This window comes from Skermanella sp. TT6 (assembly GCF_016653635.2).
GTDB lineage: Bacteria > Pseudomonadota > Alphaproteobacteria > Azospirillales > Azospirillaceae > Skermanella > Skermanella cutis.
Genome location: NZ_CP067420.1, coordinates 4,046,394 through 4,068,639 on the forward strand (window position 1 = coordinate 4,046,394; position 22,246 = coordinate 4,068,639).

A 22,246-nucleotide genomic window follows, 5' to 3' on the forward strand; every position below is an offset into this window, starting at 1 on the left:
GCCAGGGTCCTCAACCGTGCCGCGGCACCACGCCGTTGACGCAGTTGATCGGCTCCCCCGCCAGTGCCGCCATGACCGTCTCGGCCGACTTCCGGCGCAGGTCGACGATGCTTGACGGGCTGTAGAAGGCGGCGTGGGGACTGAGCAGCAGGCGGCCGGCGATCCAGGGTTCCTGCGCCTTCCAGGCCCGTATCAGCGGATGATCCGGCTCGGGCGGCTCGACTGGCAGGACATCGAGCGCGGCCCCGCCCACCCTGCCGTCCTTGAGGGCGCCGAACAGGGCGTCCAGGTCGACCACCGCACCGCGGGCGGTATTCACCAGGATCTGGCCGGGCCGGGAAGCCGCCAGCGCCTCCGCCCCGATCATGCCGCGCGTTTCCCCGGTCAGGGGGCAGTGCAGGCTGACGATGTCGGCCCCCGCCATCAGGTCGGCCAGGGAGCGGGTACGGCCGAAACCGAAGGAAAGCTCCGCGCCGGAGGGCAGCGCCGGGTCGTAGAACAGCACGTCCATGCCGAAGGCGCGGGCGCGCAGCGCCGCCGCCGTCCCGATCCGCCCCAGCCCGACGACTCCGAACGTCTGCCCGCGCACGCGGCGGACCAGGGGCGGCGTGTCGAACCGCCAAGCCCCCACCGGGTCGGCGCGGAGCTGGGCGTCATAGGCCGCCACGCCGCGGGTCAGGGCCATCATCATGGCGATGGCGTGGTCTGCGACGTCGGTCGTGCCGTAATCCGGCACGTTGCAGACCGGGATGCCGCGCCCGGCCGCCGCCGCGATGTCGATGTTGTCGAAGCCGACTCCGGCCCGCACCATCACCCGGCAACGCTCCAGCCGGTCAAGCCAGGGGCCGCGGTACTGGATGACATGGTAGCAGATCACTGCGTCGCAGGCGCGCCAGCTCGCCTCGGGCACGTCGGTCTCCCGCACGGCGCGATGGACGTCGAAGGTGACGCCGGGACCGGCGGCGGCCCGCTCGATCTCGGCATCGTCGAGGAACTGCGCGTCTGGAATGAGGATACGCATCCCGGTCCCTTCTCCCCTCAGAACGGCCCGGCGCCGTTCGCCCCGACATAGACGCTGTAGAGCGACGTCGTGGCGGTGATGAAGAGCCGGTTCCGCTTCGGTCCGCCGAACGTCAGGTTGGAGACCACCTCCGGAACCAGCACCTTGCCGATCAGGTCGCCGTTGGGCGAGTAGCAATGGACCCCGTCGCCGGCGCTGGTCCAGACGTTGCCGTCGGTGTCCAGGCGGAAGCCGTCGGCCAGCCCGGGCTCGATGGTGGCGAACACCTCCCCGCCGGACAGGGTGCCGGACTGCGACACGGTGAAGGCCCGGATATGGTGCGGGCCGTCCTTGCGGTGAGAGGCGCCGGTATCGGCGACGTAGAGGGTCTGCTCGTCGGGGGAGAAGGCGATGCCGTTGGGCTTGTCGAAATCGTCCGCCGCCACCGTCACCTGCCCCGTCTCCGCGTCGATCCGGTAGACGTGGCAGCCGTCCTGCTCCATCTCGGAGCGGTGGCCCTCGTAGTCGGTCAGGATGCCGTAGGGCGGGTCGGTGAACCAGACCGAGCCGTCCGACTTCACCACCACGTCGTTGGGCGAGTTCAGCCGGCGTCCCTGGTAGCTGTCGGCCAGCACGGTCACCGAGCCGTCATGCTCGGTCCGGGTGACCCGGCGCGCGCCGTGCTCGCAGGTGACCAGCCGGCCCTGCCGGTCGCGGGTATTGCCGTTGGAAAAGTTGGACGGGCTGCGGAAGACGCTGACGCCGCCGCCCTCGACCCAGCGCATGATCCGGTTGTTCGGGATGTCGCTCCACAGGAGCTGCCCGGCGTCGCCGAACCAGACCGGCCCTTCCGCCCAGCGCATCCCGGTGTGCAGGCGCTCCACGAAGACGTTGCCGAGCGCGTAGCGCTTGAAGCGCTCGTCGATGATGTCGAAAGCCCGATCCATGGCCTGATCCCCCCTAATGTCGGTTCCGATGTCGGTTTTTAGTTGTCATGACGAACGATCCGCTGCCCCATGGGTCCCGTCAACCCTCGAAAAACGCAGGATATCCAGGAGGAACTGTCATGCCCCGCTTCGCCGCGGACAAACTGGTCGGCTACGCCGCCGCCCTGCTTCAGGCCGCCGGCCTGGCGCCCGCCCGCGCCCGGACCGTCGCCGAGATCCTGGTGGAAGGGGACCTTTTCGGCCACACCACCCACGGCCTGCAACTGCTGCCCGGCTACCTGAAGGAAATCGACTCCGGCGCCATGGCGGTGTCGGGCGATCCGGAAACCCTGGCCGACACCGGCCCCGCCGTCACCTGGGACGGCCGCCGCCTGCCCGGCCCCTGGCTGGTCGTCCAGGCGCTCGACCTCGCCAGCCAGCGGGCGGTGCAGTACGGCACGGCCACGGTGGTCATCCGCCGCAGCCACCATATCGCCTGCCTCGCCGCGTACCTGAAGCGCGCCACCGACCGGGGCCTCGCGATCATCCTGGCCAGCTCGGACCCGGCGGGCGCCAGCGTCACGCCCCATGGCGGCATCGGCCGGCTGATGACCCCGAATCCGCTGGCCGCGGGCTGGCCGACCACGGGCGCGCCGGTGCTGCTGGACGTCAGCATGTCGACCACCACCAACGGCCTGACCAACCGCTGCCACGCGGAGGGCAAGCCCCTGCCCCACCCCTGGCTGATCGACGGGCGCGGCGAGCCGACCGCCGACGCCTCGGCCTATTTCGCCGATCCGCCCGGCGCGATCCTGCCGCTCGGCGGGCTCGACCTCGGGCACAAGGGCTACGCGCTGGGGCTGATGATCGAGATGATGACCTCCGCCCTGGGCGGCTACGGCCGGGCCGACGGCGCCACCGGCTGGGGCGCCTCGGTGTTCCTGCAGGTGTTCGACCCGGACGCGTTCGGCGGGCGCGACGCCTTCCTGCGCGAGACGGGCTGGCTGGCCGACAAGGCCCACTCGATCCCGCCGCGCCCCGGCGCCCCGCCGGTCCGCCTGCCCGGCGAAGGCGGGCTGAAGCGCCGCTCGGAGCAGCTGCGCAGCGGCGTCGACCTCTACGCCGGCGTCGGCGAGGCGCTGGAGCCCTGGGCGGCCCGGTTCGGCGTCGAACCGCCGGAGGGGATGGTGGCGGCAGGGTAATCCTGACGGGAGGGTGCGCGTCTCGCGCACCCTGGGCGGCGGGACGCCGCCCCTCCCCCGCCCGCTCTTCTTGATCCTGATCAATGAACAGGTCCGTCCAGGGGAGGATGCTGCCGAAGCGACGGAAAGGCCGGTCACGCCGATTCGTGACGGAACCAGAAGAGGGGGAGAAATTCCATGGCGCTCAAGAACCTGATGGTCGTCGTCGACACCAGCAAGCCTGCCGCCGCGCGGATCGACGCCGCGGCCATGCTGGCCGCCCGGCACGACGCCCACCTGACGGGCCTGTTCGTATCGGCGCCGCCGGCGCTGCCGAGCTATGTCGCCGGCGAGCTGGGCGACAGCGTGATCGCCCTCCAGCAGCGCATGGCGCAGGAGATCGCCGACGAGGCCGCCGGCCTGTTCCGCCAGCGGGTCGAGCTGGCCGGCATCGGCTCCCGGGCGGAGTGGCGGGCCTTGCGCGGCGATCCGACCGAGGTGGCCGGGATCGTCGGCCGCTACGCCGACCTGGTGATCCTGGGCCAGATCGACCCCGACCGGAACCGCGACGTCCCGCCGGTCCATCCGGAGGACGTCCTGTTCGACTGCGGCCGGCCGGTGCTGATGGTGCCCTATGCAGGCAGGTTCCCGACCATCGGCGAGCAGGTGCTGGTCGGCTGGAACGCCAGCCGCGAGGCGGCGCGCGCGGTCAACGACGCCCTGCCCTTCCTGGAGACCGCGAAGAAGGTCAGCGTCCTGGCGGTCAACCCGAAGACCGGCATCAACGGCCTGGGCGACGAGCCCGGCGCCGACATCAGCCTGCACCTGGCGCGCCACGGCGTGCCGGTCACGGCCGACCACGTCAACGCCCGAGGGATGGACCCGGGCGACATGATCCTGAACTATGCGACCGACGTTTCGGCCGACCTGCTGGTCATGGGAGCCTACGGCCGGTCGCGGCTGCGCGAACTGGTGTTGGGCGGCGTCACGCGTCATATTATGCAGCACATGACCATACCGGTGCTGTTCTCCCATTGAACGGCGCCGGTTCGGCACCGGCGCATTTCGGATTGGGACAACGATGATTCTGGTTTTCGGCTCGCTCAACATGGACCTCGTCATGACGGTCCCCTCGCTACCGAAACCAGGAGAGACGGTCCTTTGCCCCGCGTACCAGCTGAAGCCGGGGGGCAAGGGCAACAACCAGGCGATCGCGGCGGCCCGCGCAGGTGCCGCGGTCGCCATGACCGGCTGCATCGGGCCCGACGCCTTCGGCTCGACGCTGGTCGAGAACCTGGCGCGCGACGGGGTAGACACGTCGGGCATCCAGGTGGCGGAGACGGCGACCGGCTGCGCCATGATCTGCGTCGATGCCGACGGCGAGAACTTCATCTCGGTTGCCAGCGGCGCCAATCTGTCGGCCTCGGCCGACCGCATCCCCGACGAAAGGCTCGGCGCCGGCATCACCGTGCTGATGCAGATGGAGGTCCCGGCGGAGCAGAACTGGGCGCTGATCCGGCGCGCCCATGCGCTGGGCGCCCGCACGGTCCTGAACGTGGCGCCGGCCGCCGACGTCCCGCCGGACATCCTCAAGCTGATCGACATCCTGGTGGTCAACGAGCTCGAGGCCGCCGAGATCGCCGGGCGCCTGGAGCTTTCCGCCAGCTCGGCGACCGGACTGGCCCGCGACCTCGCCCGCACCTGCGGCGTCACCTGCGTCGTGACCCTGGGCGGTGCCGGCGCGCTGATGGCCGAATCGGGCGGCGCCCTGTGGACGGCGGCGCCGCTGAAGATTTCCCCGGTCGATACCACCGGGGCGGGCGACGCCTTCTGCGGCATCCTCACCGCGGCGCTCGACGGCGGCGCCAGCCCGGAGGAGGCGCTGCACCGGGCCAGCGTCGGCGCTTCGATCGCCTGCCTGGGCCTGGGCGCGCAGGAGAGCCTGCCGACCGCCGAGGCGATCGACGCGCGGCTGGCGGAGGTTTCCGCGCCGCTGCGACTGTCCTGACCCGCTTCCGTCTGCTAACCTGCGCGGGCGGACACCCTGATTCGAACCGAGACGAACCATGCCGATCATCAATCGCATCGCCGATTTCCACGACGAGATGACCGCCTGGCGGCGCGATCTTCATGCCCATCCCGAGACCGCCTTCGAGGAGTTCCGCACCTCCGGCATCGTCGCGGCCAAGCTGGAGGAGTGGGGGATCGCGGTCCATCGGGGGCTTGGCGGCACCGGGGTCGTCGGCACGCTGACGGCGGGGAGCGCCGCCGGGCCCGACAGGGTGATAGCGCTGCGCGCCGACATGGACGCGCTGAACATGCAGGAGCAGAACGACTTTCCGCACGCGTCCAGGGTTCCGGGGAAGATGCATGGCTGCGGCCATGACGGCCACACCACCATGCTGCTGGGAGCGGCAAGGTACCTGGCGGAGACCCGCAACTTCGACGGTACGGTGCATTTCATCTTCCAGCCCGCGGAAGAGGGCAAGGGCGGCGCCCAGAAGATGGTGCAGGAAGGGCTGTTCGACCTGTTCCCGGCCCGGGAAGTCTACGGCATGCACAACTGGCCGGAGATGCCGGCCGGCTCGATCGCGGTCCGCACCGGGCCGATCATGGCCGCGGCAGACCAGTTCGATATCCGCGTGCGCGGCCACGGGGCGCACGGCGCCATGCCCCACCACGGCGTCGACCCGGTGGTGGTCGCCGCCCATGTCGTGACGGCGCTGCAGAGCCTGGTCAGCCGCAACACCGACCCCCTGCGCTCGGCCGTGGTCAGCGTCACCCAGATCCATGGCGGCGCCGCGTACAACGTGATCCCGGCGGAGGTGGTGCTGAGCGGCACCGTCAGGACCTTCGAGCCCGCCGTGCAGGACAGCGTGGAGGCCGGCCTGAAGCGGGTCGCGACGGCCACGGCGGAAGCCTTCGGCGCGGAGGCGGAGGTCGATTACCGGCGAAACTACCCGGCCACGGTCAATACCGCCGCCGAGACCGATTTCGCCGCCCGCGTCGCGGCCCAGGTGGTCGGCGAGGCCCAGGTGATCCATGATCCCGCGCCCAGCATGGGGGCGGAGGATTTCGCCTTCATGCTGAAGGAGCGGCCCGGCTCCTATGTCTGGATCGGCCAGGCGGGCGGGCCCAGCGCCTGCATGGTCCACAACCCGCGCTACGACTTCAACGACGAGATCCTGCCGGTCGGCGCCAGCTACTGGGCCAAGCTGGTCGAGTCAGCGCTGCCGCGGGCCGCCTGACCGATGCGCGGGATCCTTCTGGCGGCCCTCGGCGCCGCCCTGATGTCCGCCACCGGCTGCACCGCGGCGATGAACCTGCTGGCCGGCGAACCCCTCTCCAATCCGGAGGGCACGCAGATCGTCCAGGTACCCGGCATCGACGGACAGTTCGAGTGGAGCGGCACCCAGGCGTCCGTGCAGGGTCGCACCACGATCGTCGCCCGCACCCAGGAGCAGTGGGAAAACCTCTGGCAGCTCACCGGCACCCCGGCGCCGGGTCCGCTGCCCAGGGACTGGATGGGGATCGGCGTCTTCCTCGGCATGCGGCAGACGGCCGGCTACGGCGTGGTGATCGAGACCATCACGGAACAGGTGACGACCGACCGTCAGTTCATCGAACAGGGCCTGCCGAGCGGCCGCGAACTGGTGGTCTCCTACGGCGAGCGCTCGCCGCCTCCCGGAGCCATGGCCGCCCAGGTGCTCACGTCGCCCTTCGTCATCCGGATCGTCCGCCGCGACGACTCGCAGGTCCGGTTCGTCCAGGCAAGATAGGCGGCGACGCGGCGGGCCGGCCGTCACTCCAGCGTGACGGTCGTGCCTTCGCGCGCCGCGAAGACGGGAGCCCAGGCGGACTGCGCCTCGGTCTCCAGCCTGGACATGAAGGCGTCGTCATGGTCCGGCTCGTGGTGGAAGAGGGCAAGGCGGCGGGCTCCCGCCTCCCGGCACAGCTTGACGCCCTCCACCCAGGTGGAGTGGCCCCAGCCGGCCTTGCAGGCGAATTCCTGCTCCGTGTAGGTCGCGTCGTAGATCACGAGGTCGGCTCCCGCGATCAGGTCCAGGATGTTGCGGTCGGGCGCGCCCGGGACATGTTCGGTGTCGGTGACGTAGGCCAGCGAGCGGCCGTCGTGGTCGATCCTGTAGCCGCAGGCGCCGTCGGGGTGGTTGAGCGCCGCGGTGCGGACCCGGATGCCGCCGTCCAGGGTCAGGGTATCGGCCGGGCTGAAATTCTCGAACGTCATGTCCGCCTTCATGGTGCGCATGGGCACCGGGAACAGCGGCGGCTCCATCTGGCTGGCCAGGATCGAGCGGATGTTCGGGCAGCCCTGGAAGCGCGCCGCCATGATCCTGAAGGAGAAATCCTGGCTGTAGGCGGGATGGAAGAACGGGAAGCCCGCGATATGGTCCAGGTGGAAATGGCTGAGCAGGATGGTCGCCCGCCGCGTCGTCCGCTTCATCAGGTGCTTGCCCAGGCCGCGGAACCCGGTGCCGCAATCCAGGATGATGGTGTGGTCGCCCACCGCCACCTCGACACAGCTCGTGTTCCCGCCGAACAGGAAATGTGTCGGGGATGGACAGGGAATCGTGCCGCGCACCCCCCAGAAGGTCGCACTGAACGCCATGGCAAACCCGTACAGGAATCAAGACAAGAGCGCACCCTACCACCACGGGCGCACCGCCATAGTGACGCGGATCACAACTTTGGACAATCTTCCAAAAACGGGTTTGCGCTTTTTCAGCGTCTCACCGGACCCCGATATGTCAACCCGCGGCGCGGGTGGCGTTCAGGGCGTCCTCAACCACCCCCGGGTCGATGAAAAGCCCGGCGATGAAGCCGAACACATAGAACGCCGCCCCCTCGTCCCAGCGCGTCAGGGTCGGGCTCCAGAGCGGCTGGCGCTGGATCGCCGCGACGGCGGCGCTGGTCATGGCATTGATGAACAGGAATCCGGCCAGCATCACCGGAAACAGATGCGCCGGCCACAGCAGGGCAAGGACCAGGGACAGCCCGCTCAGCAGGGCGAAGCGCATCATGCTGCGCGCGTTGGGATCCACGGGTTCCGGGTCGCGGCGCCGGTTGGTGTCAGAGTCGAACATGATCGTCATCCTCCGGCCGATGTCCAAACTTCGTTGCCTTGCAGATGGCTCCGAGCCGCATCGTTACAAGCCCGTGCCGAGCCCGCGCCGGGAACGGTCAGAAGCAGGAGATCAGGGCGCGCTTCAGGTCGTCCGGATTGACCGGCTTGTGCAGCAGACGGCATTGGGCCTTCTGGGCCTCGATCAGCCGTTTGGGCGACGTGTCGCCGGTCATGACCAGGCCGGCGATCTCCGCATGGTGGCCGCTCTGCCTCACCAGGTCGATCACCTCGGCCCCGGTGGCGCCGTTGGGCAGGCGGTAGTCGGTCAGCACGAGGTCGAGCGGGCTGTCCAGTTCGGGCAGGAGTTCGGCCACCTCGTCCAGCCCGCCGGCGCGGATCACCCGCATGCCCCAGTCCTCCAGCAGCATCACCAGGGCGGTCAGGACGGCGTGGTCGTCGTCCACCACCAGGATCGTCCGGTCGGCCAGGATGCGGTCCTGCCACTGCTCGTGGCCGCGCCACAGCTTCTCCGGGGGCTTCACCGGCGTGTCGGCGATCGGCACCGTGACGGTGAAGATGGCGCCTTCGCCGACCTTGGAGCGCACGCCCACGGGATGGCCGAGCAGCCGTGCGGTCCGGGCGACCGTGCCCAGGCCGAGGCCGATCCCGCGGCTGCGGTCTCGGGCCGGATTGTCCAGCTGGAGGAAGTCCTGGAAGATCGCCTCGGTCTTGTCCTCCGGAATACCCGGGCCGGTGTCGGCGACATGGATGTCGACCGTGGTCTCGTTCGGGATGCATTCGAGCAGGATGCAGCCGCGCATCGTGAACTTGACCGCGTTGGACAGCAGGTTGCGCAGGATCTGTTCGAGCAGGACCGGGTCGCTGGAGACCGCGACCTTGGCCGGCCGCACCTCGAACAGCAGGCGGGCGGCGGTTGTCTGGCCCTCGAACTCGGCGGCGAGCCTCTCCAGAAGTTCGTCCAGGTTGAAAGGCTGGACCACCGGCTTGACGATGCCGGCGTCGAGCCGGGCCGCGTCGAGCAGCCCGTTCAGCATGCCCTGGAGTCCCTTGACCGAGACGTCGATCATGCCGATCAGGTCGCGCGCGTCGGGCGGCAGGACCTTATGGCTCAGCAGGTCGAGGAACAGCGACACGGCCTGGATCGGCTGGCGCAGGTCGTGGCTGACCGCGGCGAGGAAGCGGGTCTTGGCGGCGCTCGCCTCGGTCGCGGCGTCGCGGGCGCGGCGCAGCTCCTGTTCGGCCAGCCAGTCGACCGTGATGTCGCGGATGATCCCGACCATCCGCTGGGCGGTCCCGTCGGACCGGCGGATGACCTCGCCGACCGAGGCGATCCAGCAGATCCTGCCGTCGCGGTGGACGACCCGGAAGATATGGTTCCAGTCCGCCCTGCCCGCGACGGCGTCCTCCAGCCCGCGGCGGAACGCCTCGATGTCGTCGGGATGGATCCGGCCGAAGAACGGATCGATATGGGACCCGACCTCGCCCGGCTGGAAGCCGAACAGCCGGTCGACCAGCACCGACCGGATCACCGAGCCGGTCACCGGGTCGTACTCGAATTCCCCCAGGGCTGCCGCCTGGGTCGCCAGGCGCAGCCGGCGCTCGCCGTCGCGGACGGCCCGCTCCGACCGGGCCCGCTCGACCGCCTCCCCGATCAGTTCGGCCACCCGCTCCGCCAGGTCGATCTCGTCCATGGTCCACTGGCGCGGGATCCGCTCCTGCAGGGACAGGAGCGCCAGGAGGCGGGACGACCGGGTCAGCGGAACCACCAGCATGGCCCGCGCGTCGATCCGCTCGAAGGCGGCGACGCTCCCGGCGGTGCGCGCGTCGGCATGGACGTCGTCGACGACCAGGGTATGGCCGCGCTGGAGGGTTTCCAGCGCCCTGGCGCCGAAATCGGCGAGCCGGATGTCGCCCGGCACCTCGCGCACGCCGTCCCGGTACTGGCGCAGGCCGGTCACGACGAGCCGGCCGGGATCGATCTCGGCGAAGACCATGCGCGAGACCCCGAAATGCCGGCCCGCCAGGACGAGCCCCACCTCCATCATCTCGGTCGGGTCGGTCAGCAGGCGGACCGCCTCGTTGAGGTCGGCGATCAGATGCTGGCGCGACTCCTGCTGCTTGCGCGAGGTGATGTCGGTCTCGATGATGCCCAGGCCGTCCGGCGAGGGATAGACATGGTATTCGAACCAGCGGCCGAGCCGGGGATGGAACGCCTCCGCGTGGACCGGGACCTGCTCGGTCTCCGCCCGGTGGGCGGCGGCCTGGAGCGGGCTGCCGACGGCTTCCGGGAACAGCTCCCAGAAGGAGCGGCCGATCATGTCCTCGGGCGCCATGCCGCAGGCCTCGGCGGCCATCCGGTTGACCCGGGTGAAGCGCCAGGCATGGTCGACCGACATGAAGGCGTCGGTGAGGCTGGACAGGACGGTGTTCAGCGTCGAGCGCGCGGTCGCCGCCTCCACGGTGGAAGCCAGCGCGAGCGACGCCGCGGCCAGCAGGGCTTCCACCGTCGCCTGCTGGTCCGGCGGAGCGGCCCCGTCGATGAAGGCGGCGAGCCGGTGGTTCCTCCTGCCCAGGCGGTCGGCGACGACGGCGAGCAGGAGCTTGCCGGCCGGCACGGCCGGGGAGGCTCCCGCGAAGCCGGCCGCGACGGCGCCGTCCTCGGCCGGAAAGCCCGGCGCGCCCGGCGCCGTGCGGAACAGCGCGTCGAGCCGGCATCCCGGAGGGATCTCGACGCCGGCCCGGCCGGCGAGCCGCGCCAGCGCCGGGTTGGCGTGGATCACCGCCATTCGGCCGACGGGACCGCCGGACCGGGAGTCCGCCGCCGGCGCCGCCAGCAGGATCGGGATCGGCGCCCGGTCGAGGACCGCGCGGGCTTCGGGGGGAAGGAACTCGGTGGAGCGGATATCCTCCCGTCCGTCACCGGTCCGGTCCGCGTCGTCGCGGCGCCCGCTGGACGAACACCCCGGAGTCGTTTTTCCTGCGATGGTGTCTGCCATTCCCGAATGGACCCGAGGATCGAAGAGCGATTGCTCGCAATTGATAACAAAATTGATCTTCGAAGGCGACTGAATACCGGCTTGCATCGTTTCAGGCGGCATCGCGGAAGGCATTTTCCCGCGTCAGGAACTCACGGCATGGTCCGGCGCATCGCCGCGGCGCCGCCGAGCCCATCGGTCGACGGCGGGGCCGGAACGACGTCCTTCAGGTGGATGTCGGTCTTGTGGTCGAAGAGCTGGAGCAGAAGCTCCTCGATGTCCCTGTCGCCCTTGCCGGCGCAATCGTTGAAGACGCGCGCCACCGCCTTCCTCTGGAAATCGGCGCGGTGCGCCTCCTCCCCCCGATAGCCGGTTTCCCGGACCACGGCCAGGGCCGAGCGGAACGGCGGCAGCAGGCTCAAGGGGATCCTGGACCGCTCGAAGGCGGCGCGCAGGCCGAGCTGGCCCTCGTCGAACACCAGCAGCCGGGCGTTCGCCATGCTGAGGTTGCAGCGGACGGCGACCCCGGCCACGAACAGGTCTACGTCGCCGCAGCACAGCGAGCGGAACAGCAGCGACGGGCTGAGCCTGTTGTTGGCGTGCAGGTGCTTGACGAACAGCTCGACGTCCCGGAAGCGGCCGGCCATGGGCTTGAGCAGGAGCAGCGTCGCCGCCTCCCGGCCATGCTCGACCAGCCCGCCGAGCAGTCCGGCGGGAAGGTCGTGGCGCGCCGCCAGCTCGTCGCGGATCTCCTCGGAGACGTAGTGGATCAGCTTCTCTATCACGGTGATCGGCAGGTCGTCCCGCCCGGCCATGGACTCGCTGATCGTCTCGATCGCGCCGAAGCGGTCCAGGGTCCGGTGCAGGGTCGGCTCGGCCAGGATGGCCCCGGGATTGCGCACCAGCCGCTCGATGGCGGTGATGTTGGCGGTGTCGACGATGGCGTCGGACAGGCGGGCCGACACCTCGTCGCGGGCGGCGATGGCGACCTGCTTCTTGCTGTCGCGCTGCTGCACCACCTCGACCAGGAAGTCGTCCGGCAGCACCGTGGCGTGGCGCAGCACGGGGAAGGCCACCTCCGCGACGTCCTGGGCCAGGCGTTTCGCCAAGTCGGCGTTCAGCAGCGGGCTGTTGTAGATCTGCCAGGCGACCGCCTCGCGGACCGCCATCTCCGCGTCGATCGCGAGACGCTGGAGGATCTGGCGAACCAGGTCCTGTTCCTTGTCGGAGAACCGGCCGGACTCGAAGTCGGCGATCACCTTCGACATGGTTTCGATGCGGGCCTGCGGCGACCGATCCACCAGCAGACGCTTCACATCCTGTTCCGAAAGGCCTGATCCGGTCATCATCCCCTCCCGCCCGAAGGGACGGCCGCAGATACGAGACTTATTGTTTCATCTTTATGGAGTATCATTAGCACTAAAGGGTAGATGCCACAACATCGCCGCTGCCCCCCTGCACGTCGTGCATATGCCTTCAGGCGCGCCTTACGGCGAGCGTGATCGCCGGTCCCATCGCGTCGGTCGAGGTCCGGCCCAGCTCGATCAACTCCTCGGAGCGGTCGAAGTCCAGGATGCCGATATGGCCCAGCCGGGGCGCGATCAGGACGTCGGGCGGCTCTCCCGCCAGCCGGGAGCGGGTGATGCGGTCCTGCATGATGTCGATCGAGCCGGCCAGGATCTCCAGCACGTTGGGAACGGGCTCGCGCGCCGTGGTCAGCTGGCTGGCGAGGAACCGGGTCTTGTCGCTGAGATGGCTGCCGATCCGGGTGTTCAGCAGGGCGGCCAGCACGGGGGGCTTCTCGGCGGGCGGCTTCCCCTCCGGGGAGCCTGAACCCTTGGCCAGCCGCGGCAGGGTCGCGAGGTCGCCGTTGAGGTTGACCGCGATCACCACGTCGGCGCCCAAGGCGCGGCACAGCGACACGGGTACCGGGTTGACCAGCGCGCCGTCGACCAGCCACTGGCCGTCGTGCGGCACGGCGGGGAACAGTCCCGGCATCGCGGCGGAGGCCCTGACCACGTCGAGCAGATGCCCTTCCCTCAGCCAGACCTCCCGCCCGGTCGCCAGGTCGGTCGCGACGGTCGCGAAGACCGTGGGCAGGTGCTCGATCAGCACGTCGGTCCGGTCGTTGCGGAACTGCTCGAAGGCCTTGGTGATGGAGACGAGGCCGCCGCGGGAAAAGGTCACGTCCAGCAGCTTGAGCACGCCGAACAGGCCCATGGTGGAGGCCCATTCCTGCAGCGCGTCGAGCTGGCCGGTCAGCCACGCGCCGCCGACCAGGGCGCCGACCGAGGTGCCGCAGACGATGTCGGGCCTGATGCCCGAGGCTTCGAGCGAGCGGAGCACGCCGATATGCGCCCAGCCGCGCGCCGCTCCGCTGCCCAATGCGAGACCTATCTTCAAGGCGATCCCCGATCCTGGCGGCCCGTCCCGGCGGGCCGTGTCCCCGTCCGGCGGGGGGTCGGGGAATTCTTGGACGATCCGTCGGCGGATTGGAAGGGCGGGATCAAGCCCCGATGCGGATCAAGCCCCGATGCGGATCAAGCCCCGATGCGGATCAAGCCTTGATGTTGAGCAGCTTGCCGCCGCCGTTCGCCCCGCCGGAGGCCTGGGCCGAGTTCTGGACGAGCTCCTTGGTGCTTTCCAGCGCCTGGGTGACCACCTGGGCCTGGGTCTGCTGGCTCTTCTGCCCGATTTTCAGGCCGACGACGCCGAGAGGCGAAGGATATTGACCGACTTCCATGGTTCCGCTCCGCATTTTGCGTGATTGCGAAAACATGTTAACCCTTTAGATCGAAGGGGTCAACGAAGATGGGCGACATTGTCGCGCCATATTCGGTACGATTCTTTTGCCTAAAGTTTTAACTTGTTGTCCACTAGCATCATACGAAAGTTATGGAACGGCTGGGTGCCGCCGGGCCGGCCGGCTCGATCCGGGCGGTTCCCCAACGGTTCAAGATGATCGTGTCCCAGGCAGTGGTGTAGGATTGGCATTGCCAATCATCCTGGTTCCCAGCAGTCTGGCCGGGTTTATCATGCAGCCACAACGGGCAGCATGATTGGGGAATTATCGCCGAGTGGAGCGATGGTTTCCAGTGTCATGTAGCGGGCGCGCTGGACGGCCCATTCATCGTTCTGCTCCAGGAGAATGGCGCCGATAAGCCGAGTAATGGCGTCCTCGTTCGGAAAGATGCCGACAACGTCGGTCCGGCGCTTGATCTCGCCATTCAGGCGCTCGATCGGGTTTGTCGAGTGTATCTTGACCCGATGCTCCTTTGGGAACGTCATGTAGGCCAGCACGTCGGTTTCCGCCTCGTCCAGGAGGGTCGCCAACTTGGGAGCCTTTGTCCGGATCTGGTCGGCAACTTGGCGCCATTGGGCTTTGGCGGCTTCGGCGGTGTCCTGGGCGAAGGCGGTGGCGATGAACGCGGCGAAGAGGCGCTTGCCCTGCTTGCCAGCATGCGCCATGGCGTTGCGCATAAAATGCACTCGGCAGCGCTGCCATGTCGCCTGGAACACGCGCTGGACGGCTGCCTTGATGCCCTCATGGGCGTCGGAAATCACCAGCTTGACGCCAGCGAGACCGCGACGCTTGAGCTTGCGCAGGAATTCGAGCCAGAAGGTCTCGGCCTCCGAGGCACCGATGTCCATGCCCAGCACCTCGCGCCGGCCGTCGGTGTTGACCGCCACCGCGACGGTCACGGCGACAGACACGATACGTCCCTGCTGGCGGACCTTGACGTAGGTCGCATCGATCCAGAGATATGGCCAGTCGCCTTCGATCGGACGGCTCAGGAACGTCTTGACCCGGTCGTCGATCTCTTCGCACAACCGGCTGACCTGGCTCTTCGAGATGCCGCTCATGCCCATGGCCTTGACCAGATCGTCCACCCCGCGGGTCGAAACGCCCTGGATGTAGGCCTCCTGGATCACCGCCGTCAGCGCCTTCTCCGCCATCCGGCGCGGCTCCAGAAATCCTGGAAAATAGCTGCCCTTGCGCAGCTTGGGGATGCGCAGCTCCACCGTGCCGGCCCTGGTTTCCCAGTCGCGATCCCGGTAGCCATTGCGCTGTGCGAGGCGGTCAGCCGAGCGCTCACCGTGACCGGCGCCGGTCACCGCCTGAACCTCCATCTCCATCAGCCGCTGGGCGGCAAAGCCGATCATCTCCCGCAGCACATCCGCATCAGTGCCCTTTTCAAGCATCGAGCGAAGCGTCATCATCTCGTCGGTCATCGTGGTCACCTTGGATCAGGTATGTGTTGTGGTGACCAGACTTTACCCGAGAACCACGATGACCGCCCGTTCCGGGGCAGGCCCTCCGGTCGGCTACGCCTCCCTGCGGGCCTGCCCCGGAACGGGCGCTCCTACACCACGCCTGGGGACTTGATCTTCAAGATCCGGAAAAGGGCCTCCTGCGTGTCTGAAAGTTCTCAAGCGATCGGGACAACCCGCGTCTATTACGAGCTGCACACCTATCACGGCAGCTACTGGATGTGCGCGAAGACCACCCTGGACCGCGAGGAGGCGGAGATCGGCGCGCGCAACGCGCAGGCGGACAAGGTCGGCATGGGCGCGCGGGTAGCACTCTGCACGGAGTACGAGGATTACGGCCATGTCAGCCGGACCATCCTGTCCCGCGCGCTGTGGCGAGACGGCACGGTCGATCCGTCGGCGCCGCTGATCATGCCCGTCCCGGGCGGCGACGGGATCTGCCGGACGCCCGGCGACCTGCGCGGCGACCGGGCGCGGGAGGCCATCGCGGCGGCCCTGCAGCGCTACCTGGACGACAACCGGCTGACTCCGCTGGAGCTTCTCCATTCCGAGGCCCACGCCCTGCGCCTGAACGACGCCGGCACCACCTTGCAGGGGGCCTTGCAGAAGGCGGCGATCGCCCAGGTCCAGGGGTCGGACGTGCCGGTCCAGCGCCGCTTCAAGGAGCTGCTGGCGCTGACAGACCAGCTGCTGAACGATCTCCGGGCCGACGCCAAGCGGGCTCCCGTCCGGGCCTGCGCCCCCGGCGGATACGGCGCCCAGTGCGCGGCGCTGGAGGCGAAGCACCCCGGCTCGGCCCAGTACCACATCTTCCGCGCCTTGGCGCTCTACCTGGCCGACGCCAAGGGCTGGATCGGCAAGCTCGACGCGCTGGGCCACCTGGTGGAGGAGGATCTGCCGGCCCGCCACGCCATGCCGCTGGACGCGATCATGGCGGAAATCGCCAATGCCACCAACGCCACCGCCGACCTGACCGGCCCTGACCACGCCGACCGGCTGACCCAGATCCGGGCGCTGCTGGACCTGCATGCCGGCCGCTACGAGCCGCCGTCGAACCGCGCCTCGGACGGCATCCGGGCGCTGAACTGGCTGATCCGGCAGGGCCGCTGCCCGCGCACCCGCAGCACGATCGAGCGCCGGGTGATCCGGGAACTGACCAACATCGCCCCCCTGAAGGCCGAGCGGGCGCTGTGGAACCAGGCGCAGACGCTCCACCTGCTGATGGAGCTGTTCAAGGCGACCCCGCCGCTGGCCGACGACATCGAGATGTTGGAGACGCTGGAGCAGCGCGCGTTGCGCCTGATCAACCCGGAAAGCGTGGCGGAGGCGATCGGCCAGTGCAAGCTGCCGTCGGAGAAGGTGCGGACGCTGGTGCGCATCGTCGATCTGATGCCCTATGTCGCCAGCAAGGCGAAGATGACGGAGTTCGTCCGCGCCGCCTGGTCGCCCGAGGACCTGATCCGCGAGAGCGGCGGCAAGGACCGGCCCGCCGCCCTGCCCGTCCTGGTCGGGATGCACCGCGACGTGGCCGGCGCGGAGATGGACGAGGACACCAAGTCCAAGCTGCTGGCCGACCTGGACAACACGATGCTGGACATAATCCGGCTGGACGTGCTGAACGCGCCCAACCGCAGCTTCACCGACAGGATCCTGCAATTGATGAAGCTGTGTGCCGGCTCCCCCCTGCCCGAGGGGAAGGCCCGCGCCTGCGCGGTGGAGGCGGTCGGCCGCGCGGTCAACAGCCCGGAGTTCCTGGAGCCGTTCCTGAAGCGGTTCAAGGCGGAGGCCGAGCGCAAGCAGGCGCTGCTGTCGCTGCGCAGCCTGCTGAAGTCGTCGGGACTGGCAGGGCGATAGGTCGGAGCGGGTTCCCCGGACCTCACCGAAAATTCCGGCCATCGGGGAAGACCCTGGTCACCTCCGGCCCCTTTTCCGGCGGGGGGCGCCTGACCTCGTCGGCGCGGGCGATGGCGCCGGCCAAGCTGGGTACGGGGGCGGGTCCGCCGGTCAGCTCGCGCAGGCGCGCGCTCTGGTCGGACAGGTGGTCGACCAGCAGGTGGATCACCCCGTCGTGGCGCTCGACCCGGCCGGTGGCGGCGATCAGCCGGGCGGTCAGGACGATCCGGCGGAACCGCTCGAACACGGGCGGCACGACGATCAGGTTGGCGACGCCGTGCTCGTCCTCCAGCGTGATGAAGACGACGCCTGCGGCGCTGCCCGGCCGCTGGCGCACCAGCACCAGTCCGGCGACGGTCAGCCGTGTGTCGTGCCGCGCCTCGCCGAGGCGGGTCGAAGGGGCGACGCCGGCCTGCTCCAGCCCCGGGCGCAGCAGGTGGAGCGGATGGCACTTCAGCGACAGGGACAGGCTGGCATAGTCCTCGACCACGTGCTCGCCCAGCGCCATGTCGGGCAGCGTCACCTCGGGCTCCGGCGCCGCCGGGCCGTCCAGCCGGGCGAACAGCGGCAGCGGCTCCGGCCCCAGCGCCTGCACGGCCCACAGGGCCGCCCGCCGGTCCAGGCCGAGGGACCGCCAGGCGTCGGCCTGGGCGAGCAGTTCCAGCGCCGGCGCCGACAGCCGGGCGCGACGCCGGACATCGTGGGGATCGCGGAACGGCGCCCCGGACCGCGCCGCCACCAGGGCCGCGGCGTCGGCCTGCCGGAAGCCCTTTATCTGCCGGAATCCCAGCCGCAGCGCATGATACCCGGTTCCCGCCGGCTCCAGCGTGCAGTCCCAGTCGGACCGGTTGACGTCCGGCCCCAGCACGGTCACCCCATGGTCGCGGGCGTCGCGCACGATCTGGGCCGGGGCGTAGAAGCCCATGGGCTGGCTGTTGAGCAGGGCGCAGGCGAACACGTCGGGATGGCGGCACTTCATCCAGGCCGAGACATAGACCAGCAGCGCGAAGCTGGCGGCGTGGCTCTCGGGAAAGCCGTAGGTGCCGAAGCCCTCGATCTGGCGGAAGCAGCGCTCGGCGAAGGCGCGGTCGTAGCCGCGCCCGACCATGCCCTCGATCATCTTGGCCTCGAAGGTGTGGATGAGGCCGACCTTGCGGAAGGTCGCCATGGCGCGGCGGAGCTGGTCCGCCTCCGACGGGGTGAAGCCCGCCGCGACGATGGCGATCTTCATCGCCTGCTCCTGGAACAGGGGCACGCCCAGGGTCTTCTCCAGCACCCGGCGCAGCTCGTCCGAGGGGTATTCGACCTTTTCCTTCCCCTGGCGGCGGCGGAGATAGGGATGGACCATGTCGCCCTGGATCGGGCCGGGGCGGACGATCGCGACCTCGACCACCAGGTCGTAGAAGGTACGCGGCTTGAGGCGCGGCAGCATGGACATCTGCGCCCGGCTCTCCACCTGGAACACTCCCAGGCTGTCGGCCTTGCACAGCATCTCGTACACGGCGGGGTCCTCGGCCGGGACGGTGGCGAGCGCCAGGTCGATGCCGCGGTGGTCGCGCAGCAGGTCGAAGCCCTTGCGCAGGCAGGTCAGCATGCCGAGCGCCAGCACGTCCACCTTCAGGATGCCCAGCGCGTCGATATCGTCCTTGTCCCACTCGATCGTGGTCCGGTCCGGCATGGCCGCGTTGACGATCGGGCACAGCTCCGACAGGGGGCCGCGGGTGATCACGAAGCCGCCGACATGCTGGCCCAGGTGGCGGGGGAAGTTGATCAGCTCGCCGGAGAGGTCCAGCACCATGCGCAGCGTCGGGTCGGCGGGATCCAGCCCATGCTCCCGCGCGCGGTCCTCGTCGATGCCGTCCCGGCCCCAGCCCCAGATCGAGCCGGCCAGCCGGGCGACCGTGTCCTCCGACAGGCCAAGCGCCTTGCCGACCTCGCGGATCGCGCCGCGCGCCCGGTAGCGGCTGACCGTGGCGGCGATGCCGGCGCGGTCGCGGCCGTACTTGGCGTAGATGTACTGGATCACCTCCTCGCGCCGCTCGTGCTCGAAATCCACGTCGATGTCGGGCGGCTCGTTGCGGGCGGCGGAGACGAACCGCTCGAACAGCAGGTCGGAGCGCGCCGGGTCCACCGCCGTGATGCCCAGGCAGTAGCACACCGCCGAGTTGGCCGCCGATCCCCTGCCCTGGCACAGGATCCCGCGCGAGCGGGCGTAGCGGACGATGTCGTGGACGGTCAGGAAATAGGGCGCGTAGCCCAGCTGCTCGATCAGCGGCAGCTCGTGGTCGATGGCGGCCCGGACCTTGGCCGGGATGCCGCCGGGGTGCAGGTCGGCGGGATAGCGCTCGGCGGCGCCGATCTCCGTCAGGCGGGCCAGCTCCTGCTGCGGGGTGCGGCCCCCGGTGGTGATCTCGTCGGGATATTCGTAGCGCAGCTCGTCCAGGGAGAAGGTGCAGGCCTCCGCGATCTCGACCGTGCGGGCGACGGCGTCGGGATGGCGGCGGAACAGGCGGGCCATCTCCTCCGGCGCCTTCAGGTGGCGCTCGGCGTTGGCCGCCAGCAGGTAGCCGGCCTCGTGGACGGTGCGGTGCTCGCGGATGCAGGTCAGCACGTCCTGGAGCACCCGGCGGTGCGGCGCGTGGTAATGCACGTCGTTGGTGGCGACCAGCGGCACCCGGACGTCGGCCGCCAGCGCCGCGAGCCGGGCCAGCCGCCGCGCGTCGTCGCCCCGGTACAGGTGGCTGGCCGCGAGGTGCAGGCGCCTGCGGAACAGCGCGCGGTAGGCGCGCAGCGCGTCGGCGAAATCCGGCCCGGGATGGTCGGGCGCCAGGGCGATCAGGATCTGGCCCTCGGCATGGTCGTACAGGTCGGCGCGGGTCAGGTGGCACTGGCCCTTGGGCGCCCGCAGCCGCCCGGCGGTGAGCAGCCGCGACAGCCTGCCGTAGGCGGCCCGGTCGGTCGGCAGGCACAGCAGGCTCGGCCCGTCGGTCAGGTCCAGCCGGCAGCCGACCACCAGCCGGATGCCGGCCCCCTTGGCCGCGACATGGGCGCGCACCACCCCGGCGAGGCTGTTGCGGTCGGTCACCGCGATGGCCGAATGGCCCAGCGCCGCGGCGGTCGTCGCCAGCTCCTCCGCGTGGGAGGCGCCGCGCAGGAAGCTGAAATTCGTCGAGACCTGGAGCTCGGCATAGGAAACCGGGGTCAGACCACCATTTCCCCCGAACGTCGGCATCCCGGAAGAGCCGGTGGGAAATGGTGGTCTGACCCCGGTTTCCCTCGTCGCATCGTCGGAGCCCGGCGGGCTCATGGAAAGAATCCGTGGAGATACCAGCGCGCCGCCCGGCCCGGCTGGTACAGGCCGGCGCGGTAGACCCAGAAGCGTTGGCCGTCCGCGTCCTCGACCCGGTAATAATCGCGCAGTTCGTCGAGTTGGCGCCACCATTCCGGCTCCAGCCGCTCCGGCCCCTCGGCATGGACGACCTTGTGCATCCCGTCGCGCCAGCGGAACGCCAGGGGCGGATCATCCGGGACGGGGGCGATCACGTCGATTGCCTCGGGCCGGGGCAGCAGGCGGAGCGGTCGGGCGCGGTCCGCCGGCCAGGGGGCGGCTCCCTTCGCTCCGGGGGACGGGCCGGACAGCGCGGGAGCGGACTCGACGGCGTTCTCCGGCCACCAGCTCTCGCGCGGCAGCAGGCGCCGGACCCGCGACAGGCCCAAGCGGCTGCCCAGCCGGTCCACCAGTTCGGCCAGCTCTCCGGAGATGGCCGAGGCTGGCCGGAAATCGCCGACCGGCATCTCGATCTGCTCCGGGCCGAGCGGTTCGGCGGTGGCGGAAAGGATCATGATCTCGATGCCGGGGCCGGGCGCCACCCGGTCCAGCTTCTCGGCGAACAGGCGGGCCAGATGGGCGGGAGCCCGCACCGGCCGGCTGGTCCCGACGGTGGAGCGCTCCACCCGGCCGTCGATGCGGAAGAAGCGGAGCTCCAGCCGCCGGGCTCCCCTGCCCGCCCGCTCCAGCCCGGCGCACAGGTCGTCCAACAGGCGGCGGGTGGCGTCCGCCAGATTCTCCGGCGTGGAGATCGGCTCGGCGAAGGCGGCGCGCGCGACGTGGGGCGGGACCGGCCGGCGCGGCGAGATCGGTTCCGGCGCCACGCCGAGCGCGAGGTCGAGCCGCCGGGTGACGACCACGCCGAACCGCGCGGTGATCGCGGCGCGCGGCATGCCGTAGAGGTCGCCGACCCGCCGCATGCCGACCCGGCGCAGCCCGGCCGCCGTCTCGGCCGGCAGGCGCAGCGCTTCGACCGGCAGCCCGGCCAGCGCCTGCCGCCCGCGCCCCGGCGGCACGGCGGCGATCCGCTCCCCGCCGTGCCGCGCCACCGCCCAGGCGGCCCCCGCCGAATCGGCGACCGCCGCCCCGGCCTGATAGCCGAACCCTTTCAGCCGGCCGACCACGTCGCGGAGCAGCGCCGGCTCGCCGCCGAACAGGTGCGCGCACCCGGATATGTCGAGGAAGATGCCGTCCGGCGCGTCCAGCCCGACCCACGGCGTATAGCGCCCGCACCAGTCCGCCAGGCCGTCCAGCGCCTGGGCGTCGGCGGCGGGATCGGCGTCGGCGGGATGGACGGCAGGCTCCAGCGCGCGGGCGTCGGCCAGCGTCATGCCCGGCTGGATGCCGGCCGACTCGGCATGCCCGTTGACCGCCGCGACGATCATCCGCCCGTGTTCCCCGAGGATGGTGACGAGTGGCCGATCCCGCAATTCCGGCTTGCGGCGGGCCAGCCGGTCGGTTGCCAGGCCGGGAAGCCATAGGGAGAGAACCCGCCGCGCCATCGATACTCCACTCCTGAACCCTCTCGCCTCGCGATGCCCGCATGGCGGGAACTCGACCGTCGCCA

The 22,246-nt window shown here is 70.1% G+C and carries 17 protein-coding genes; 6 read left to right on the top strand and 11 right to left on the bottom strand.

Going from position 1 to position 22,246, the window contains the following annotated elements; all coding sequences use genetic code 11:
- Positions 1-10: 10 nt before the first annotated feature.
- The gene (locus IGS68_RS18920; RefSeq protein ID WP_201072583.1) at positions 11-1,021 is read right to left on the bottom strand and encodes a C-terminal binding protein; all 1,011 of its coding nucleotides are present in this window, start codon (positions 1,019-1,021) and stop codon (positions 11-13) included.
- Between the two features lie 17 nt (positions 1,022-1,038).
- Positions 1,039-1,947: an SMP-30/gluconolactonase/LRE family protein gene (locus IGS68_RS18925; RefSeq protein WP_201072586.1), complete on the bottom strand. Its 909-nt coding sequence runs from the start codon at positions 1,945-1,947 to the stop codon at positions 1,039-1,041.
- 119 nt (positions 1,948-2,066) lie between these two features.
- On the opposite strand from IGS68_RS18925, the gene IGS68_RS18930 reads away from it, so the two are divergent.
- The 5 genes from IGS68_RS18930 to IGS68_RS18950 all read left to right on the top strand — a co-directional run bounded on the left by IGS68_RS18930 (position 2,067) and on the right by IGS68_RS18950 (position 6,886).
- The gene (locus tag IGS68_RS18930) at positions 2,067-3,128 is read left to right on the top strand and encodes an Ldh family oxidoreductase (RefSeq protein ID WP_201072588.1); all 1,062 of its coding nucleotides are present in this window, start codon (positions 2,067-2,069) and stop codon (positions 3,126-3,128) included.
- A gap of 177 nt (positions 3,129-3,305) precedes the next feature.
- Positions 3,306-4,145, top strand: coding sequence for a universal stress protein (locus tag IGS68_RS18935; RefSeq protein ID WP_201072590.1), 840 nt, complete (start codon positions 3,306-3,308; stop codon positions 4,143-4,145).
- A 43-nt stretch (positions 4,146-4,188) separates the two neighbouring features.
- Positions 4,189-5,115, top strand: a complete 927-nt coding sequence (locus tag IGS68_RS18940) for a ribokinase (RefSeq protein ID WP_201072592.1) — start codon at positions 4,189-4,191, stop codon at positions 5,113-5,115.
- A gap of 58 nt (positions 5,116-5,173) precedes the next feature.
- Positions 5,174-6,355 carry a M20 aminoacylase family protein gene (locus IGS68_RS18945; protein WP_201072594.1) on the top strand — a complete coding sequence of 394 codons (1,182 nt, stop codon included), beginning with the start codon at positions 5,174-5,176 and terminating at the stop codon, positions 6,353-6,355.
- Positions 6,356-6,358: 3 nt separating this feature from the next.
- A complete protein-coding gene (locus tag IGS68_RS18950) occupies positions 6,359-6,886 on the top strand; it encodes a protease complex subunit PrcB family protein (protein WP_201072596.1) in 528 nt (175 codons plus the stop codon).
- 23 nt (positions 6,887-6,909) lie between these two features.
- Here IGS68_RS18950 and IGS68_RS18955 read toward each other — a convergent pair whose 3' ends face one another.
- The 7 genes from IGS68_RS18955 to IGS68_RS18985 form a co-directional block, all read right to left on the bottom strand.
- A complete protein-coding gene (locus tag IGS68_RS18955) occupies positions 6,910-7,734 on the bottom strand; it encodes an MBL fold metallo-hydrolase (protein ID WP_201072598.1) in 825 nt (274 codons plus the stop codon).
- 139 nt (positions 7,735-7,873) lie between these two features.
- Complete coding sequence (locus IGS68_RS18960) at positions 7,874-8,209, bottom strand: hypothetical protein (RefSeq protein WP_201072600.1); 336 nt, start codon at positions 8,207-8,209, stop codon at positions 7,874-7,876.
- Between the two features lie 97 nt (positions 8,210-8,306).
- Positions 8,307-11,207: an ATP-binding protein gene (locus tag IGS68_RS18965; RefSeq protein WP_201072602.1), complete on the bottom strand. Its 2,901-nt coding sequence runs from the start codon at positions 11,205-11,207 to the stop codon at positions 8,307-8,309.
- 131 nt (positions 11,208-11,338) lie between these two features.
- Positions 11,339-12,502 carry a DUF2336 domain-containing protein gene (locus tag IGS68_RS18970; protein ID WP_201072604.1) on the bottom strand — a complete coding sequence of 388 codons (1,164 nt, stop codon included), beginning with the start codon at positions 12,500-12,502 and terminating at the stop codon, positions 11,339-11,341.
- Between the two features lie 160 nt (positions 12,503-12,662).
- A complete protein-coding gene (rssA, locus tag IGS68_RS18975; RefSeq protein WP_247880972.1) occupies positions 12,663-13,589 on the bottom strand; it encodes a patatin-like phospholipase RssA in 927 nt (308 codons plus the stop codon).
- 154 nt (positions 13,590-13,743) lie between these two features.
- Positions 13,744-13,929, bottom strand: a complete 186-nt coding sequence (locus IGS68_RS18980; protein ID WP_158044447.1) for a hypothetical protein — start codon at positions 13,927-13,929, stop codon at positions 13,744-13,746.
- 290 nt (positions 13,930-14,219) lie between these two features.
- The gene (locus tag IGS68_RS18985) at positions 14,220-15,419 is read right to left on the bottom strand and encodes an IS256 family transposase (protein ID WP_201072611.1); all 1,200 of its coding nucleotides are present in this window, start codon (positions 15,417-15,419) and stop codon (positions 14,220-14,222) included.
- Between the two features lie 183 nt (positions 15,420-15,602).
- Between IGS68_RS18985 and IGS68_RS18990 the strand changes: the two genes are divergently transcribed.
- Positions 15,603-17,312: a hypothetical protein gene (locus IGS68_RS18990; protein WP_201072613.1), complete on the top strand. Its 1,710-nt coding sequence runs from the start codon at positions 15,603-15,605 to the stop codon at positions 17,310-17,312.
- 22 nt (positions 17,313-17,334) lie between these two features.
- Here the strand turns inward: IGS68_RS18990 and IGS68_RS18995 are convergent, their stop codons facing one another.
- Positions 17,335-20,583: an error-prone DNA polymerase gene (locus tag IGS68_RS18995; RefSeq protein WP_201072615.1), complete on the bottom strand. Its 3,249-nt coding sequence runs from the start codon at positions 20,581-20,583 to the stop codon at positions 17,335-17,337.
- Positions 20,584-20,654: 71 nt separating this feature from the next.
- Positions 20,655-22,181 (bottom strand): Y-family DNA polymerase, encoded by a 1,527-nt coding sequence (locus tag IGS68_RS19000; RefSeq protein ID WP_201072617.1) that lies wholly within the window; start codon positions 22,179-22,181, stop codon positions 20,655-20,657.
- Between the last annotated feature and the right edge of the window lie 65 nt (positions 22,182-22,246).

Coding starts and splice junctions, on each gene's coding strand:
- IGS68_RS18920 (WP_201072583.1), bottom strand. CDS start 1,021: ATGCGTATCCTCATTCCAGACGCGCAGTTCCTCGACGATGCCGAGATC.
- IGS68_RS18925 (WP_201072586.1), bottom strand. CDS start 1,947: ATGGATCGGGCTTTCGACATCATCGACGAGCGCTTCAAGCGCTACGCG.
- IGS68_RS18930 (WP_201072588.1), top strand. CDS start 2,067: ATGCCCCGCTTCGCCGCGGACAAACTGGTCGGCTACGCCGCCGCCCTG.
- IGS68_RS18935 (WP_201072590.1), top strand. CDS start 3,306: ATGGCGCTCAAGAACCTGATGGTCGTCGTCGACACCAGCAAGCCTGCC.
- IGS68_RS18940 (WP_201072592.1), top strand. CDS start 4,189: ATGATTCTGGTTTTCGGCTCGCTCAACATGGACCTCGTCATGACGGTC.
- IGS68_RS18945 (WP_201072594.1), top strand. CDS start 5,174: ATGCCGATCATCAATCGCATCGCCGATTTCCACGACGAGATGACCGCC.
- IGS68_RS18950 (WP_201072596.1), top strand. CDS start 6,359: ATGCGCGGGATCCTTCTGGCGGCCCTCGGCGCCGCCCTGATGTCCGCC.
- IGS68_RS18955 (WP_201072598.1), bottom strand. CDS start 7,734: ATGGCGTTCAGTGCGACCTTCTGGGGGGTGCGCGGCACGATTCCCTGT.
- IGS68_RS18960 (WP_201072600.1), bottom strand. CDS start 8,209: ATGTTCGACTCTGACACCAACCGGCGCCGCGACCCGGAACCCGTGGAT.
- IGS68_RS18965 (WP_201072602.1), bottom strand. CDS start 11,207: ATGGCAGACACCATCGCAGGAAAAACGACTCCGGGGTGTTCGTCCAGC.
- IGS68_RS18980 (WP_158044447.1), bottom strand. CDS start 13,929: ATGGAAGTCGGTCAATATCCTTCGCCTCTCGGCGTCGTCGGCCTGAAA.
- IGS68_RS18985 (WP_201072611.1), bottom strand. CDS start 15,419: ATGACCGACGAGATGATGACGCTTCGCTCGATGCTTGAAAAGGGCACT.
- IGS68_RS18995 (WP_201072615.1), bottom strand. CDS start 20,583: ATGCCGACGTTCGGGGGAAATGGTGGTCTGACCCCGGTTTCCTATGCC.
- IGS68_RS19000 (WP_201072617.1), bottom strand. CDS start 22,181: ATGGCGCGGCGGGTTCTCTCCCTATGGCTTCCCGGCCTGGCAACCGAC.